Source organism: Sphingopyxis sp. Q841 (genome assembly GCF_052384365.1).
In the GTDB taxonomy this organism is placed as follows: domain Bacteria; phylum Pseudomonadota; class Alphaproteobacteria; order Sphingomonadales; family Sphingomonadaceae; genus Sphingopyxis; species Sphingopyxis terrae_A.
Window position 1 is genome coordinate 414,592 of the sequence record NZ_JBQSUM010000002.1, and the last position, 17,435, is coordinate 432,026.

11 protein-coding genes and 2 riboswitches are annotated in these 17,435 nt (G+C 66.8%); of the genes, 3 read left to right on the plus strand and 8 right to left on the minus strand.

Annotation, left to right across the window (positions count from 1 at the left end; genetic code table 11):
* Nucleotides 1-65 precede the first annotated feature (65 nt).
* Together ACT17R_RS12395 and ACT17R_RS12400 are read right to left on the minus strand one after the other, a co-directional pair.
* Nucleotides 66-803 (minus strand): SDR family NAD(P)-dependent oxidoreductase, encoded by a 738-nt coding sequence (locus tag ACT17R_RS12395; protein WP_086457678.1) that lies wholly within the window; start codon nucleotides 801-803, stop codon nucleotides 66-68.
* Between the two features lie 7 nt (nucleotides 804-810).
* Complete coding sequence (locus ACT17R_RS12400; protein WP_062902191.1) at nucleotides 811-2,571, minus strand: N-acyl-D-amino-acid deacylase family protein; 1,761 nt, start codon at nucleotides 2,569-2,571, stop codon at nucleotides 811-813.
* 179 nt (nucleotides 2,572-2,750) lie between these two features.
* Between ACT17R_RS12400 and ACT17R_RS12405 the strand changes: the two genes are divergently transcribed.
* Nucleotides 2,751-3,761, plus strand: a complete 1,011-nt coding sequence (locus tag ACT17R_RS12405; RefSeq protein ID WP_263588410.1) for a hypothetical protein — start codon at nucleotides 2,751-2,753, stop codon at nucleotides 3,759-3,761.
* 9 nt (nucleotides 3,762-3,770) lie between these two features.
* Here the strand turns inward: ACT17R_RS12405 and ACT17R_RS12410 are convergent, their stop codons facing one another.
* The 6 genes from ACT17R_RS12410 to ACT17R_RS12435 all read right to left on the minus strand — a co-directional run bounded on the left by ACT17R_RS12410 (nucleotide 3,771) and on the right by ACT17R_RS12435 (nucleotide 14,179).
* Nucleotides 3,771-4,349 (minus strand): TMEM165/GDT1 family protein, encoded by a 579-nt coding sequence (locus ACT17R_RS12410; RefSeq protein WP_003044711.1) that lies wholly within the window; start codon nucleotides 4,347-4,349, stop codon nucleotides 3,771-3,773.
* Nucleotides 4,350-4,365: 16 nt separating this feature from the next.
* A riboswitch (yybP-ykoY riboswitch) is annotated at nucleotides 4,366-4,544 on the minus strand.
* A complete protein-coding gene (locus ACT17R_RS12415) occupies nucleotides 4,523-4,765 on the minus strand; it encodes a hypothetical protein (protein WP_062902189.1) in 243 nt (80 codons plus the stop codon). (Overlaps the previous riboswitch by 22 nt.)
* Nucleotides 4,765-8,994 (minus strand): translocation/assembly module TamB domain-containing protein, encoded by a 4,230-nt coding sequence (locus ACT17R_RS12420; protein ID WP_444809529.1) that lies wholly within the window; start codon nucleotides 8,992-8,994, stop codon nucleotides 4,765-4,767. The genes ACT17R_RS12415 and ACT17R_RS12420 overlap by 1 nt, the downstream gene beginning before the upstream one ends.
* Complete coding sequence (locus ACT17R_RS12425) at nucleotides 8,994-11,330, minus strand: autotransporter assembly complex protein TamA (RefSeq protein WP_234180094.1); 2,337 nt, start codon at nucleotides 11,328-11,330, stop codon at nucleotides 8,994-8,996. Before ACT17R_RS12425 ends, ACT17R_RS12420 begins: the two co-directional genes overlap by 1 nt.
* A 106-nt stretch (nucleotides 11,331-11,436) precedes the next feature.
* Nucleotides 11,437-12,639 carry a nucleotide sugar dehydrogenase gene (locus ACT17R_RS12430; protein ID WP_234180092.1) on the minus strand — a complete coding sequence of 401 codons (1,203 nt, stop codon included), beginning with the start codon at nucleotides 12,637-12,639 and terminating at the stop codon, nucleotides 11,437-11,439.
* 76 nt (nucleotides 12,640-12,715) lie between these two features.
* Nucleotides 12,716-14,179, minus strand: coding sequence for a protein adenylyltransferase SelO (locus ACT17R_RS12435; protein WP_234180090.1), 1,464 nt, complete (start codon nucleotides 14,177-14,179; stop codon nucleotides 12,716-12,718).
* A gap of 538 nt (nucleotides 14,180-14,717) precedes the next feature.
* Here ACT17R_RS12435 and ACT17R_RS12440 point away from each other — a divergent pair.
* The gene (locus tag ACT17R_RS12440; protein WP_234180088.1) at nucleotides 14,718-15,110 is read left to right on the plus strand and encodes a hypothetical protein; all 393 of its coding nucleotides are present in this window, start codon (nucleotides 14,718-14,720) and stop codon (nucleotides 15,108-15,110) included.
* Nucleotides 15,111-15,180: 70 nt separating this feature from the next.
* Nucleotides 15,181-15,370: riboswitch (cobalamin riboswitch) on the plus strand.
* Between the two features lie 74 nt (nucleotides 15,371-15,444).
* Nucleotides 15,445-17,412, plus strand: coding sequence for a TonB-dependent receptor plug domain-containing protein (locus ACT17R_RS12445; RefSeq protein ID WP_444809530.1), 1,968 nt, complete (start codon nucleotides 15,445-15,447; stop codon nucleotides 17,410-17,412).
* Nucleotides 17,413-17,435 lie beyond the last annotated feature (23 nt).

Here is a 17,435-nt window from a genome sequence, read left to right on the forward strand (position 1 = left end):
GTAGCCGCCCTCTCCTGCCGCGAAAATCGCGGCGCGTCACCTGCAGGAATTGATGGGGCGCCCGATCAGAGCGAGAGGCCCCCGTCGACGATCAGCGTATGACCGGTGACATAGGAGGCAAGCGGCGAGGCAAGAAAGATCGCCGCCCCCGCCATGTCCTCGGGCGTTCCCATCCGTCGCTGCGGGATATGGGCGAGTGCGCCCTCCAGCCGGTCGGGATTCTGCGTCGTCACCTTGGTCAGCTTGGTATCGACCAGCCCCGGCGCGAGGCCGTTGACGCGGATACCGTCGGCGGCGAAGGCCTGCCCCAGCGTCTTGGTCAGGCTGATCGCCCCGGCCTTCGACGCGGCATAGGCGGGATTGCCGATATTGGCCTTCAGCCCCGAAATCGAACTGACGATGACGATCGATCCGGCGCTTTGCGACAGCTGCGCGCGGAACTTGCGCGATATATGCATCAGGCTGTCGAGGTTGACCGCCATCACCCGGTCCCATCCCTCGCGCTCGAACTCGCCGCGCCGATAGACGACCGTGCCCTGGCACAGGATCAGCACATCGAGCCGGTCGAACGGCATTGCCGCCGCCTCGATCGCGTCGGGGTCGCCGACATCGACGCAGCTATAGCCGAGCCCCGCAAGATCGGAGCCATCGTCCGGGTCGTAATCGGCCGCCTGCGCGCGCGTCCCCCAGACATGGACCGCCGCGCCGCGCGCGCGAAAGCCATGGGCGATGCCGTTGCCGATCCCGCTCGATCCGCCAACCACCAGCACCGCCTTTCCGGTGAAGTCGGTATCGTCCTTCATGCTGACCCTAGGCGGCACGCGGGATCGCCGGATCGCCCGCGCCGGCTGGCGCCGCATCCCGTCCCCGCCGCACGAGCCGGCCGGGCAGCACGCCCGTCGGCTGCCCGTCGCGATAGGTGACCGCGCCCGATACGATGGTCGCGACATAGCCGTCGGCGGCCTGATGCATGCGCTTCCCGCCCGCGGGCAGATCGTAACGGATCGTCGGAACATGCAGGCGCAAGGCGTTGAAATCGATGATGTTGAGGTCCGCCTTCATCCCCTCGGCGATGCGACCGCGGTCGGTCATGCCGACGGTCGCGGCGGGACGCGCGGTCAGCTCGGCGATGGCGTCGGCGAGCGCGATCCGGTCGCCGGGATCGGCATCGCGGACCCAGCGCTGGAGAAAATAGGTCGGAAAGCTCGCGTCGCAGATCAAGCCATAATGCGCGCCGCCGTCAGCGAGCGCCATCACCGTATCGGGATGACCCAGCATTTCGCGCACCGCGTTCAGATTGCCTTCCGAATAATTGGCGGCAGGCAGATAGAAGAGCCGCCGCCCTTCGTCCTTCAGCAGCAGCTCATAGGCGAATTCGGCAACCGACTGGCCCGCCGCCGCGGCGCGCGCCTCGATCCGCGTCTCGCGCTGCGGTTCATAGTCGGGGCCGTCGCTCCATTCATGCGCGGCGCGGAACGCATCGATCAGCGCCAGCGTCACCGGATTGCTGTCCTCGGCCGTCTCGGCGAGCAGGCGCGCGCGGAAGACCGGATCGCGCATAGCCGCCACGCGCTCGGCCAGCGGGCGGTCGGCGATCGCCTTGTAGCTCGGGTGCGAGCTGAACGGATGGAGGCTGAGGTCGAGGCCGAAGAACATGCCGACCGGACGCGGCGCGACCTGACCGCGCATCTGCAACCCGTCGCGGCGCGCCTGTTCGAGCCCCGCGAGCATCGATCGCCACCCCGCCCCCGGCTGGTTGGGCACATCGAGCAGGGTGAAGGACAAGGGCCGCCGCCCATGTTCGGCAAGCGCGCGCAGCAAGGCGAATTCGCTCTCGGCATCATTGGCCGGTGCCGGGATGATCTGGAACACCCCTGCATCGGCATCGCCGAGGCCGTCCATCAGCGCGCGCAGCTCGTCGGCCTCGGAATAAAGGCTCGGCGCCAGTTCGCCCGCCTTGGTCCGGTGCATCATGTTGCGCGACGTCGTGACCCCGAAGGCTCCGGCGGCGACGGCATCGGCGACCAGCGCGCGCATCTGCGCCAGATCGTCGGCGGTCGGGGCCTCGTGCTGCGCGCCGCGTTCGCCCATCACGAAGATGCGCAGCGCCGAATGCGGCACCTGCGCCGCGATATCGATGTCGAGTTCGCGCGCATCGAGCGCGTCGAGATAGTCGGGGAAACTCTCCCAATTCCAAGGCAGCCCGTCGACCATCACGACCTCGGGAATATCCTCGACCCCCTCCATCAGCTTGACGAGCATGTCGCGCTGGTGCGGCCGGCACGGCGCGAAGCCGACGCCGCAATTGCCCATCAGCACCGTCGTCACGCCATGATTCGAGGAGGGCGCCATGCGTGTCTCCCACGTCGCCTGCCCGTCATAATGGGTGTGAATGTCGATGAAGCCGGGGGTTACGATGCGGTCGCTGGCATCGATCTCCTCGGCCCCGCGGCCCGTTATCTGCCCGATTGCGGCGATTTTTCCATCGCGAAGGCCGATGTCGCCGACGAAGGGAGCGGTGCCGCTCCCGTCGAAAACCAGCCCGCCGCGCACGACCAGATCGAAGTCCATAAGCCTCTCCTCGAAGCGCGCCGGCCTCGTCCGGGCGGGTCGTCGCTTGCCTTGTCGCTTTCAGCCTTCCGCGAAACCGCACCCGATTGCAAGCGAGGCCGGGCAGAAGACGTCGGCGTTTTGCGTTGGCAAGGCGGGGCCGGTTCGTGATAGCCTTCGGCCCGACGGGAGGGACCACCATGGCGGACATCCGGATGCTGTTGGGTTTGTCACTGGCCGCGCTGCCGCTTGCCGGTCCGGCGCAGAGCGCGGCGCAGGGTACGGCGCAGCCCAGCCTGACCAGGGAACAGAGCATCCAGTTGTTCGAAGCTGCGGGCTTCCGGGTCGAAAACGGGCGCGCGATCAACCGCTGCGGCGGCGCGTCGAACCCGCGCGTCGCCTTTGCCGATCTCAACGGCGACGGACGGGCGGAGGCGCATGTCGCCGATGTCGATCCCAAATGCTACGGCAAGCCCGGCGCCTATTTCGCGGTGCTGACGCTCGGCACCGACGGGCGCTGGCGCCGCCTGATCGCCGAGGATGGCATCGTCGGCTTCGCCAAGACGCGTACCGGTGGCTGGCGCGACCTGACGCTCGAGGCGCGCTATTCGGCCTGCCCCGGCACGCGCCATTTCGCGGGCGGCAGCTACGGCGCGCCGACGGCGTGCAGCCAGGACGGGAAGGCCGCAGCCGCCCCGGCAAGCGCCGCGCCGCCGCGTAGCGGCCCGATGCCGATTTCGCGCGACTATCTGTTCGATTGGGACGGCTCGCAAACCCCCGAAGCCAAGGCGCTTCCGGCGACCGAGCGCCTCGCGCTGTTTCGCGCCGCCGAGATCAAGCCGGTCAAGGGCGGCCGCTGGACAGCCTGCACCGACGACGACAGCGGCCATTCGGAGGCACAGGTCGATTTCATTGGCGACGTCAATGGCGACGGCCGACCCGAAGCGATGATCCACGACAATGGCATCTTCTGCAACGGATCGGCCGGCGTCAATTCGATCGTCCTGACCAAAACGCCGGCGGGAAGCTGGAAAGTGATGCTGACCACCCAGGGCTTCGCAAACTTCCTCAAAAGCCACGGCGTCGACAATTATCCCGATATCCAGGTCGGCCTTCCCGGCTTCTGTTTCCCCTATCTGCGCTGGAACGGCCGCGAATATGATCTCGCCGCCCGGTTCGACGACAACGGCAAGCCCTGCAAGCCGTTCTGATCGCGGCGTTCAACCTGCGCCGAACAGTCCCGCGGTCTGCGCCAGAACCCACAGGCCGATGACCAGGAACAGCGCCGCAGCGATCATGCGGACCTTGTTCAGATCGACGCGCTTGAGCAGTTCGTGGCCAAGGAAGATTGCGGGCACATTGGCGATCATCATCCCCAGCGTCGTACCCGCCGTCACGGTGAAGACATCGTGGAAGCGCGCGCCGAGCGCGATTGTCGCGACCTGCGTCTTGTCGCCCATCTCGACGAGGAAGAAGGCGACGAGCGTCGTCATGAACGCGCCCGCATGCGATTTGGGCGCATCATCATCCTCGAACTTGTCGGGGATCAGCGTCCACGCCGCCATCGCGACGAACGAGGCGCCAATGACATAGCGGAAGATATCGCTGTCGAGGAAGGCGGCCGCCTGCGCCCCCAGCAGCGCGGCGAGCGCATGATTGGCGAGCGTTGCGACCAAAATGCCGAGGATGATCGGAAGCGGCCGTTTGAAGCGCGTCGCGAGCAGAATCGCGAGGAGCTGCGTCTTGTCGCCGATCTCGGCGAGCGCGACGACCGCGGTCGAGGTGAACAAGGCTTCCATGAGTTACTCCGGGGCCGAGCGGCAAGCGAACTCCAACAGCGATCGCGCCCGCCGCCCGGCCCGGACGAAGGTGCGACGCCATTGGTCTCGCCCAAACGCTTTCGCGCTTCCGCGGCGCCACGGCCTCTCGACCGAGTATGTTGACGCTGCGGCCCGTCCGGCAGGACGGCTGGCTACTCCCCAGATGACGGGGGTGCGTTAGACGCGGTCGAGGCGGCTGGCAAGCCCTTCGTCTGCGAACCATTGCCCGGCGCGGCCGCGGCGGCGGCCTTGTCCGCCTCCGACAGATCCTTGTCCATCGCCCGCGCGCGCGCTTCGATGTCGGATGCAGCCTTGTCGTACCGCTGGTCGAAATCGGGCGGCTGTTTGCACGCCGCCAGCGCGAACAGCGGCAAGAGCATCAGCGCGCGGTGCATCAATAATCCTTGCGGTAGCGGACGGAGAAGTTCGATTGCCCCGAACCGCCCGCCTGGCTCAGGATCGACAGCGCGCGCGTCAGGCTGATCTCGAGCTGCGTCGCGGTATAACCGCGCGCATCGGTGATGACCTCAAGATAGATGTCCTTCGAGATATATTGCCCTGCCGCCAGCGCGGTGCCGCGTCCGGTCGTATCGTCGGGCCCCAGAATGCGCAGGCGGTCGATCCCCGCCGCCGACTGGAGCGCGCCGAGCGGGCTGAGCCCCCCGCCACCGCCGCGCAGTGTGTTGAGCGACGCCGCGAGTTGCACCGCCTGGAGCGGCGACAGCGAGGTGATCGAATCGCCGAACAGGATGCGCGAGACGATTTCGTCCTGCGGCAGTCCGGGCACGCTCGAAAAGGCGACCTGCGGGTTGCTCGCGCGCCCGGTCACCGCGACATTGACGGTCACATTGTCGAAAGTGTCGGTGGCGAGGAGGTTGATCGCGGGATCATAGGCATCGCCGGTGGGGAAGGTCACCTTGCCCTGTTCGAGGTTGAACGAGCGCCCCGCGAAATCGAGCGTGCCGCGCACCAGTTCGATCTCGCCGGTCACGCGCGGCGCGACGGTGGTTCCCTTCAAGGTGACGTCGGCCTGCCATTCGGATTCGAGCCCCATGCCGGTCACATAAATCTGTTCGCCGGCGCGCAGGCGGATGTCGAGCCGGATCAGGTCGAACAGGCTGCCGCCGACCGCCGCCAGCCCGTCGCCGCTGATCCGGCGGCGCCCACTCGGCGGCTTGCGGCGCACGCCGGTGAGCACGGGAACGCTCGCCGCGCCCTCGCGCACGATGCGATAGCGCGTTTCGGGCAGGCGCAGGTCGCCCGACAGCAGCGCTGCCTCTCCCGCTGCTTTTGTGAGGGTCAGCGTGCCGGTCGCGCGCGCGCCGATATTCTCGCTGCGCGCCAGCCGCGCATTGTCGAGCGTGGCGACGATGTTCATCGGATAACCATCGGCCGACGACAGGCTGACATAGCCTTTTGCCGCGACGCTTCCGGTGCCGGCCTTGGCGGTAAGCTGATCGATTTCGAGCCGGTTTCCGGTGAAGCGGCCGCTGACCACCATGTCGGTCAGCTTGGTGCCATAGGTCTGGTTCTCATAGGTCATGCCATTGCCCTTGAGCACGCCCTGCAGACAGGGATCGGCAAGCTGGCAACTGAAGTCCGCCGCCACCGCAACCGGGCCCGCGAGCCCCTGATCGGCGGGACCGACGAAGGAATAGAGCGTGTCGGCGGGACCATTATAACGCAGCCCGCCGCCGAGCGGTGCGGCGCGCAGGCGCGTCATCCAGTCGCCCGCGCCCGGCCCGAGCGGGCGCAGCGACGCCTGCAGCCGTCCGATCACGCTGCCGCGCTTGCGCACCACGGCGCGCAATTCACCCCCGTCGGCGAGCAGCTTACCCGCGAAATTGACGTCGACCGGCTGGCTGACCGCCGCCGCGGTCGTGCGCGTGAAATCGTTGATCGTCAGCCGCGCGTCGGCACGCGGGAAAGCGTCGGAATTTTCCTGCGCGAAGTCGAGGCTGCCGGTCGCGCGCCCGCCGAGCCCCAGTCCCGGATAGACGGCGTTGAGGATCGTCATATTGGCGCGCTCAAGGCGGCTCTGGAGGACGACGCCCTTGCCGAAGCGCCCCGCGAGGCGCGCGCTGCTGCCGCGGCCGAGGTCGATGGTTGTCGGCAGCAGTTCATAATCGTCGGTATGCGGCACGATGCGCGCCGGCGACGCGGTGCGGAAGTTGATGCCGCTGGCGCGGCCCTGCACCGATGCGCGCCACAGCTCGGGTGTCAGATCGGCATTGGCGGCGATGCGGAACGGCACGCCGCTCGTCCCCTCGACCAGCGCCTGCGCCTTGCCGCGCCCGTCGCGATAGTCGATCTTCACCCGCCCGACCGCAATGTCATAATCGCGGATGCGCGTGTCGGCGAGCTGGATGTCGGCGATGATCCGCGGCTTGTCGTAAAGGATCATGTCGGCATCGACGATCGCGCTGCCGACCGCGAGCCGCGCGGCGCCGGGCAGCACCACATTATTCGCGCGGATGTTCGCCGCGACCGCCTGATATTGACCGTCGGCGCTCAGCCGCACGATACCGCCCAGCCCCTGCCCCGATGCGTCGAGCCGGCCGACGAACGGCCCCGCCGCGCTTTGCTGCAGCCGTCCCTTGAAGCCGATCCCCGACAGGTCGGCACGTTCGACATCGATGGTCAGCGGGCCGGCGGCGGTCAGCAGGACGACATCGGCGGTCAGCGGACCGTAATCCGTCTCCCCCTTCGCCGCGAGCCGGTATCCGTTGGGGGCGCCCGTCAGTCGCGCTTCCAGATTGGCGAGGCCGATGCCGAGGCCGGGGCGCTCGGCGCGCAGCGTCGCGCGCGGGTCGCTGATCGTGCCCGCCACCTCGACGCCAAGCGGCCCGTAATCGACCGAAGTGGCGCGCGCGACGAGCTGGAGCTGGCCGCCCGGCGCATAGCTGCCCTGCCCGCTCGTCACCCGCAGCCGCGGCGCGGTGAGGCGCAGATTGGCGAAGCGCACGATGCCGTCGGTGCCATAGCGAATGTCGCTCGTCGCCACGGCATTGCCGCCGAGCAGGTCGCGAACGCCCGAATTGAACAATTGGGTCGATCGCGCGCGAATGCGGCCGGCAATCTCGAACCCGTCGGTACCGACACGCTTCAGATCGACCTCGGTGCCGATGTCGAAGATGCCGACGCTTTCGATGCGGTAATTATTGACCCGCCCGTCGATGGCGCCGGTGTAGAAGCCGCGGTTGAGGTCGGCGACGATGATCGCCTTGGCGTCGATGCGCGGCGACCGCAGGCGGAGGTTATCGCTGAGCAGCCGCCCATTCTTGTAAGCAAGATCACCGTCGAGCCGCACCGCGACGAGCGTTCCGCCCGCTACCGTATCGAGCCCGCGGATGCGCGCCGCGCGCCCCGTCACCGGGATGACGATCTGGTCGACATCGACGCGCGCCTTGCCCGACAGGTTCAGCGCCTCGACGACGATATCATTGACCGCAAGGCTCGCCGCATCGACGCGATACGCGACCGTCGGCGTCGCGAAGGCGCCATCGAGCCGCGCCGAAGCCCGGCCGCCGCTCGCCCGAAGCGCCGGCGCGATCGCGGCGGGGCGCAGCAGCACGAACGTCAGTTGCAGGCCATCATAGCGATTGGCGCCGAGATCGAGGCCGCCGCTGATCCCGAGCCGCATCGCATCGGACGAAACCCGACCGTCGAGATCGGCCTTGCGCTGGGCGAGCCGCGCCGTGACATCGACCGCCGTCTCGCGGCCGAGCAGCGCCGCCGGCGTGCCCGCGAACAGCCGCGCCGCCTGCGTGGTACCCTTGACCGCGAACGTGCCGTCGCGCGCGCTCAGCGCCAGCCCGGCAAGCGGCGCCGCGCCCAGCGTCGCGTCGAGGCGCCCGTCCCAGCGCGTCCAGTCGCCGCGGCCGGCAAGCTTGGCCGTCAGCGGCTCCTTGAACCCGCCGAGTGCCGCCAGCACCCCACCGGCGGGAGCGTTGACGTCGAGCGTCAGCGCCAGTCGGTTCTTTTCGGGCACCGCGTCGAGCAGCAGCGCGAGCCGGTCGCCCTTCGTCTTGCCGCCGATGGTCTCGGCCTTCGCCGTCACCTGCGCGCGCCGGTCGGCGATCGCGACCTTGCCATCGATGCGGAGTTCCTGCCGCGCTCCTGTCACCGCAGGCTCGACAACGAAACGGTCGACGCGCAGCCGCCCGATGTCGATATCGAGGTCGGGAAGCAGGGGTTCGCCAGTGTCGGGCGTCGGACGGAATGCGGGCAGCCGTTGCAGCACGATCGTCGAGGCGGTCGCCGAACGGACATCGACATGGTTATTGAGATAGGCAAAGGGTCGCCAGTCGACCCTGACCTCGGGCGAGCGCAGGAACACGCCCTTCGGGTCCGAAAGCGTGAAATCGCGCACCACCATCGCGCCATAGAGCGATCCGTCGAGCCGGCCGATGCCGATCTTCAGCCCGTTCGAAAATTCATATTTCTCGATCTGGGTGACGACAAAGCGGCGCCCGGCGTCGCTGTTGAGACCGACGACGAACAATGCGATCAGCGCGAGCAGCCCGCCGACGACGATCCCCGTCCAGCGCAGCACGCGGCGCGGCCATGGATTGCTCCGCTGCGGCGGCGTGTCCTCCATCGGCTCGGCTGCGCCCCCGGCCATCAGAAAGCCTGCCCGATCGAGACATAGACGCTGATCCGCGATTCACCCGGCTTGCGGTCGATCGGCGTCGCGACGTCGAGCCGCATCGGGCCGAAATTGGTGTAAAAGCGGCCGCCGATGCCGGCGCCGAAGCGCAGGTTCGAAAAATCGGGGGTCGATCCGGTATAGACCTGTCCCGCATCGACGAAGCCGACGATCCCGAAATTACCGAACCGGTAGCGCGCCTCGAACGCCGCTTCGTTGACGCTGCGCCCACCGATCGGATCGTTGTTGGGATCCTTGGGGCCAAGCTGTTGATAGCCGAAACCGCGCACCGACCCGCCGCCGCCGGCATAGAAGCGCCGCGACGGCGCCAGCCGCTCGCGCGCGGCGCCCAGGATCGAGCCAACGCGCACGCGGCCCGCGAGCACGATATTCTCGGCCACCGGATAATAGCCGCTGACATCGACGCGCGCGCGCGCATAGGGCGAGAAGCGCCCGCTCATCGACCCTTCGGGCTCGATCAGCGTGGTGACGCGAAATCCCTTGGTCGGATCGAGCAGGCTGTTGGTGCGATCGATCCCGATCTGTCCGGTCAGGCCGACGATATAATATAGGTCGCGTTCGCGATCGGCGAGCAGGAAACTGTAATCATCCTCGCTCGTCGCGATAAGCTGCACGCCATAGGCATAGGTCAGCTTTTTCTGCCAGATCGGCGTCGAATCATAGCTGACCCGCGCCGCAATGCGCCCCGTCAGCGCCTCGAACGCGTTATAATTGCTCCGCGTCGCCTCACCGACCAGTTCAAAGGTGCGATCCCGCCGCCCCGCATTCGACCGGCGGAAGGTGACCCCCAGCCCCTGCTCCTGCGTCCCCGCGACGCCGCGCACGATCAACGCGCCTTCAGGCGGAAAGAGATTGCGGTGGGTCCAGCTTCCTTCGACGCGAATCCCCTCGCCGGTGCCATAGCCGGCACTGGCGGCGAGCGTGCGCGGCGGTCCCGCCTGCTGGTTGACCAGCATCGTCACATATTCGGTATCGTCGCCCGCGCTCTCGCCCGTCGCCTGCGGCTCGACCGACACGGTCGCGAACAGGCCGGTGGCGACCAGCGCCTGCCGCAGATCGTCGACCTTGCGGCTGTCGTAGAGATCGCCGCGCTTGAACCGTGCCATGATCGCGACATGGTCGGCGCCAAAGGCCTCCTCGCCGCTACTCGCAAAGCCGCCGAAACGGGCGCGCGGGCCGATGTTGATCGGCAGCGTGTAGACGCCCGTTGCCTTGTCGCCATCGAGCAGGATGTCGCGCTGGCCGACCTTGGCGAATGGATAGCCTTCCTCGGGAAGTTTGAGCGAGATCGCCGCTTCGGCGCCCTGAACCCGTTCGGCGACGATCGGCTCGCCGACGGCGAGCGGAAAATTGTCGGCGATCAGCCCCGGCGGCACCGTCGGCTTGGCATCGAGGATGATGTCCGAAAAGCTGTAGCGCGGACCCGGCTTTACATCGATCACCGCGGAAACCGGCTGCCCGCGCTCGCGGCCGGCGCGATCGATACGCGTATCGACGCTGCCGTCATAATAGCCTTCGGACGACAAGATGCGCTGCATCAGCTCGGCATCGTTGCTCAGCCGGGCGCGCAGCATCGCGAAATTGTCGGCCTTGCCATCGCCGTCATAGAGCGCCGAGAGGTCGCCGAACAACCCCGAGAGGTCGGCATCGGTGCTGTCGTCGGCTGCGGCAAGACCATTGACCTGCACCGAATAGGCGACCTGCCGGTTCTCGCCCTCGGGCTCGGCATCGACGAACTGGACGGGCTGAACGTCAAAGCTTTCGAGCGGCGGCAAGGGCGCAGCGAGCTCGGCATCGGTTATCGGCGCATCGCCGATCGGCTCGACCGTCTGCCCGTCGGCGAGCGCGGGAACGGGCGTGCCATCGACCTGCGGCACGGCGTCGGCGGTACCGTTCGCCTTCTGCTTCGCCGCATCGGCGACGCGCTTTTCGAAATCGGCAATCGATTCGAGCGGCTTGTCGAGTTCGGGATCATCCTCCGCACTGATCGGAGGGATCGCCTTCCTGAATTCGTCATCGGGAATGATCGGCGCCACCTCGGGCAAGACGACCCCTTCGGGCGGCGGCGATGGGCTCGCGATCGGGGCATCATCGTCAGGCAGAGGCGCATCGGCCGCAGCGGGCTCCGCGGTCGCAGCCTCTGCAGCCGGCGGCGCGGCCGGTTCGCGCTCCTGCGCCGCGACCGCATTGGCGCAGGCGAGCGAGAGCAGCGACGCGGACAATAGTCCCCACCGCCGCCGAGCATCGACGCCAAAGCCGTTCAATTCGTGACGCTTTTTTTCGCTGGCCATCTGTCCACAACCGATGCGCACTTGTGGCTTGCCTGCCGCACGCACGCAACCCGGTTTTCGGGGAAACCGGCTCGGTCCGTCGAAAAGGCGGCCCCGTGGCAACCGCTCAGCTATCGGCGCCGAACAGATCGCGGCTGTAGACCTTGTCGGCCACATCGGCGAGTTCGTCGGCGACGCGATTGGCGATGATCACGTCGGCCTCGGCCTTGAAGGCATCAAGATCGCGCACGACCCGCGAGTTGAACAGCCGATCCTCCTCGATCAGCGGTTCATAGACGATAACCTCGATCCCCTTGGCCTTGACGCGCTTCATCACGCCCAGGATGCTGCTCGCGCGGAAATTGTCGGATCCCGCCTTCATTGCAAGCCGGTGGATGCCGACGACACGCGGTTTGCGGCGCACGACCTCGGCGGCGATGAAATCCTTGCGCGTGGTGTTCGATGCAACGATCGCCTGGATCAAATTCTGCGGCACATCCTGATAATTGGCAAGCAGCTGCTTGGTATCCTTGGGCAGGCAATAGCCGCCATAGCCGAAGGACGGGTTATTGTAGAATTGCCCGATCCTGGGGTCGAGCCCCACCCCGTCGATCACCTGTCGGCTGTCGATACCGTGCATCGCGGCATAGGTATCGAGTTCGTTGAAGAAGGCGACGCGCATCGCAAGATAGGTGTTGGCGAACAGCTTGATCGCCTCGGCCTCGGTATTGCCCGTTTGCAGCACATCGGTCTTGTCCTTGAGCGACGCCTGCTCGAGCAGCCGCGCGAAATCGGCGGCGCGCGGGTTCGTGTCGCCGACGATGATCCGCGAGGGATAGAGATTGTCGTAAAGCGCGCGCCCTTCGCGCAGGAATTCGGGCGAGAAGACGATATTGTCGCTGCCGAATTCGGCGCGCATGCGGTCGGTGAAGCCGACCGGAATCGTCGATTTGATAACGATCAGCGCGCGCGGCGCGAGCGCCAGCGCATCGGCGATGACCGCTTCGACCGTGCTCGTGTTGAAATAATTATTGTCCGGATCATAGTCGGTGGGCGTCGCGACGATCACGAAATCGCTGTCGCGATAGGCGTCCTGCTTGTCGGTCGTCGCGACCAGGTCGAGCGGACGGTTCGCCAGATACTCCTCGATCTCCGGATCGGCGATCGGCGAGGTCCGGGCGTTGATGAGGCCGACCTTCTGCTGATCGATATCGAGCGCGACGACGCGGTTGCGCTGCGCGAGCAGCACCGCGTTCGATATGCCGACATAGCCGGTACCGACCACGGTGATTTTGGGCGAGCTGGTCGCCGCCGATTCAGTCTGGGACAAAGATGCGATCCTCGATTGGGTTGGCGGCCGCTCTAGCAAGTGCCGGGCGACCGCTCAACAGCGGCCGGCACGCCGGTCAGGTTCCGCAAAAGGTCGTATAGGGTCCGAAGCCTTCGGGCGCCGGGTGGGCAAAAGCCTCCCACTCGCCCCGCGGCACGAACGGCTGGCGCACGACATCGAGCAGTTCGAGCCACGCCGTCATATCGCCGGCCTCGGCGCCGGCGAGCGCCGCCTCGACCAGATGATTGCGCGGGATATAGAGCGGGTTGACCCGGTCCATCGCGTCGGCGCATTCAAGCGGCCCTGCGGGCTCGCGCTCGATCAGCGCCCACCATTCGGCGATCCACGGCGCCATGGCATCGGGCGCGGGAAGCAGCGCCTGCAGCATATCGCCCTCGCCGCGGAGCAGCATGGCGAGCGCGCGGAAGAACAGCGTGAAATCGACCTGATGCGCCTCTAGCTGATCGAACAAGCCGTCGATCAGCTCCGCATCGCCCTCGCCCGGCTGCGTCAGCCCGAGCTTCGCGCGCATCCGCGCAAACCAGGCCGCGCGAAAGCGTTCGGGAATGGCGTTGGCAAGCGCCTTCGCCTCTTCGACATCGCCGGGCTCGACCGCATGGATCGCCGGAAGCAGCGCCTCGGCGAAGCGCGCCATGTTCCAGTGCAAGATTTGCGGCTGGCGGCCATAGGAATAGCGTCCGTTCGCGTCGATCGAGCTGAAGACGGTGTTCACCGCAAAGCGGTCCATGAAGGCGCAGGGGCCATAGTCGATCGTCTCGCCGCTGATCGCGACATTGTCGGTGTTCATCACCCCGTGGATGAAGCCGACGCCGAGCCAGCTTGCGACGAGATCGCACTGCAGGCCGATCACCCGGTCGAGCAGCGCCAGATGCGGATTGGCCGCCTCGGCAAGCTCGGGAAAATGGCGGCGCACGGCATAGTCCGACAGTTGCGCGACATGGTCGGCGCCGAAATGCGCGGCGAAGAACTGAAAGGTGCCGACGCGGATATGGCTGCTCGCGATGCGCGTCAGCACGGCGCCGGGGTGTGCCTGCTCACGCTGGACGCGATCGCCGGTGGCCACCGCGGCGAGCGCGCGCGTCGTTGCGACGCCCATCGCCGCCATCGCCTCGGACACGAGGAACTCGCGCAGCACGGGACCGATCGCGGCCTTGCCGTCACCGTTGCGCGAAAAGGGCGTCGGCCCCGAGCCTTTGAGCTGGACGTCGAACCGCGCCCCGTCGGGGGCGACGATCTCGCCGAGCAGCAGCGCGCGGCCGTCGCCCAGTTGCGGCGAGAAATGCCCGAACTGATGCCCCGCATAGGCGAGCGCCAACGGGTTGGCGCCGCCGGGCATTTCCTCGCCCGAAAAGATCCGGGCGAGCTGCGCATCGCTCACGCCCGCCGCATCGATCCCCAACCGTTCGGCAAGCGCATGGTTGAAGATCAACAGCTTCGGCGCCGACGGCTTCGCCGCCTCCGCGGGCGCATAAAAGCCCGGCATGGCGTCGTGAAAACTATTGTCGAACGCAAAATCCATGGCCGGCTCCCTAGGGTCAGGATCCTAGGGTAGCAATGTCGGTCGAAGCGCCAACGATTGCAACCCGGACCAATACAGGATGAACGCCAGCATCCGTCGCCCCACGCGATATATCGCGAAGCAGCGTCCACTCGCCGCGCAGCGGATTTCAATCCTTGCAGCGAGTTGCAAAAGCACAGCCAGTGATCGCCAAAAAGATAGTATATTGAAACGGAGTCCATTTCCGCGTCAGCGAAAGCGATGCTGAATCCTCGTCGATCGACGAATGCATAATAGCATCCAATTTGGCTCGAAATAAATTATCGTTCGTTGACAAATATTTGTAGCGGTGAAAAAGCTCTTGCCGATCGAAGTTTGAACAAGGGCCGGGCACCTCCAGTGGATAGGACTGCACCAGCCTCGAAGGCCCCGCCGGATGGCGGGGCCTTCAACTTTTCTGCCAATGCGCGCAAGCTCGACGCATACAAGCAAGGTTCAGACAGCGCGCGGCAAGGGGCAGCAGCCCGATTCGAAATTCCGCGCAATTTGAAAGAGATCAATGCAAATTCTGCAGCAAGCCGCCGCCGATTATCACGGCCTCATTCTCGATATCGGCGCGACGACAGGCCTCCCCGATGCGATGCTGCACTTGCATGCGGGAATGCTCATCTTCCTCGCGACAGCGCTCGTGATGCGCCGGGGCCTGGATGACATATTGCCGCTGGGCATCGTCATCATCGCCGCCTGCGGCAACGAAGTGCTCGACCGGATCAATCTCGGCAACTGGAACTGGCCCGACACGCGTATGGACCTGTTCCACACGATCGTCTGGCCGCTCGCGACCCTCCTCGTTGCCCGGGCCGTTCGCGGCCGCCGTTCTGGCGCCGCCGACAGGAAAGTCCCGGCCGAGCCCGCTATCGAGCCGGCCGCGGCCAACCCCGACTTCACCTGAAACACGGCGCGCCGGTCCAACCCCGGCCTGCGAATTGGCGATTGCAGCGCGCTTCCGCTTTTGCTAGCGGCCCGCACCGTGACCTCGGGTTGCCTGGAAACAGGCATGAAAAGGGAAGACCGGTCGATCCGGCGCTGCCCCCGCAACTGTAGTCCGGCGAGGTGGATGCAATCATGCCACTGGAAGCTTGTCTTCCGGGAAGGCCGCATCCCACCGCTGACCCGGCGAGCCAGGAGACCTGCCAGGGCGTCGCCGTTATCTGCACGCGGGCGGGGTGTACCGGGCGCAGGCGAGGATCCTCGCGTGACGGCAAGCCGTTACGCTGGAGGTACTCGTGAAGTCATTTTTCTGGAAATCCACCTTGTCGCTCGTGGCCGTTGCCGCAGCCTCGCCCGCATGGGCGCAGGACGCTGATCCCGATGGTTCGACGATCACCGTCGTCGGCGATCTGCTCGGCGCCGACCAAAGCAACGCCTCGGTCTCGATCATCGACGCCGCCGCCATCCGCCGCGCCCAGAACGGCACCGCCGCCGATTTGATCGCGCGGTTGCCCGGGGTCAGCATCACCCAATATGGCACGCTCGGCAGCGTATCGAATGTGCGCATCCGCGGCGCCGAGGGCGAACAGACGCTCGTCGTCATCGACGGGGTGCGCGTCGGCGACCCCTCCTCGCCGGGCGGCGGCTTCGACTTCGCCAATCTGATGCTCGGCGCGATCGACCGCATCGAGGTGCTGCGCGGCGCGAACAGCCTGCCGTGGGGCAGCCAGGCGATCGGCGGGGTCGTCGCCATCTCGACCACCGAGCCCGGCGCGGTCGGCGGCGCGACAAGCGGCCGGATCGGCGCCGAATATGGCGCGCGCGATACGGCGCGGGTCAACGGCCAGTTCCGCGCCGACCTCGGCGCGTCGCAATTCGGCCTCGGCGGCGGCTATGTCCGCACCGACGGGATCAGCAATGCCGCGGTCGGCACCGAACGCGACGGCTACCGCCAATATGCGCTCAACCTCACCAACCGGACCGTGATCGGCAATACGCTGACCGTCCGCGCCTTCGGCCTTTACGCCGACAGCCGCGTCGATCTCGACGGCTTCGCGCCGCCGACCTACAGCTTCGGCGACACCGCCGAATATCAAAAGACGCGCGAGCATTATGCCGCCGCCTCGGTCGAACACCGCCCGGGCGGCAACGCGAGCACGACCGGCTTTTCGCACAAGCTCGCCTTCGGCTTTGCCGACATCAACCGCGACAATTACGACCCGGCGGCCGGCAGCGATCCGAGCTTCAAGGCGCGCGGACGCAGCGAGCGGCTTTCGTACAGCATCGACTGGCTGACCGCGGGCAACGCGAGCGGACAGCAAGTGCGGCTGATCGCGGGCGCCGAGCGCGAATGGACGCGCTCGCTGACCGCCGACGCCTTTTCGAGCGACCGCGGCCGCACCGCGACCACGGGACTTTGGGCGATGATCGTCGGCAAGCCGACCCAGACGCTGTCGCTGACCGCGGGGGTGCGCCGCGACGATCACCGCGACTTTGGCGGCGCGACCAGCCTCGCCTTCGATGCGGGGCAGAAGCTCGGCGATCATGTCGCGCTGCGCGCGAGCTACCGCGAAGGCTTCAAGGCGCCGACGCTGTTCCAGCTTTCGGACACCGCAGGCGCCTATGGCAATCCCGATCTGCAGCCCGAACGCGCCCGCGCCTATGAAGTCGGGGTGCGCATCGCTGCCGCTCCGAGCGCGGTCATCGACATCGCCTGGTATCGCCGCGACACGCGCAATCTTATCGATTTCGTGAGCTGCCCCGCCGGCCCCAATCCCCTGCCCCCCATCTGCGCGACGGGCAACCGTCCTTTCGGCACCTACGACAATATCAACCGCGCGCGCGGCCAAGGGGTCGAGGTCGAAGGCGCGGTACAGCTGTCGCCGGGACTGCGCTTCAGCGCCAACTACAGCCTCGTCGTCGCCACCGACCGCACCCCCGGTTCGGTCTACGAGGGCAACCGGCTGGCGCGGCGCCCCAAGCATCTTGCCAATGCCGAACTCGGCTGGACGCCCGGCGGCGCCTTTGCTGGCGCCGACCTGTCGGTCGCCGCGCGCTATGCGGGCAAAAGCTTCGACGATCGCGCGAACAATGTGACGCTGGACGATTATTGGCTGGTCGATCTGCGCGCAAGCTACCCGCTCGTTGCCGGAATCGAAGTCTATGGCCGCATCGAAAATCTGTTCGACACCGATTATCAGACTGTGGCGGGCTATGGCACTGTGGGCCGCTCGGCCTATGTCGGGGTCCGCTGGGCTTTCTGATGCGCGCGGGAGCGGCCCTTGCG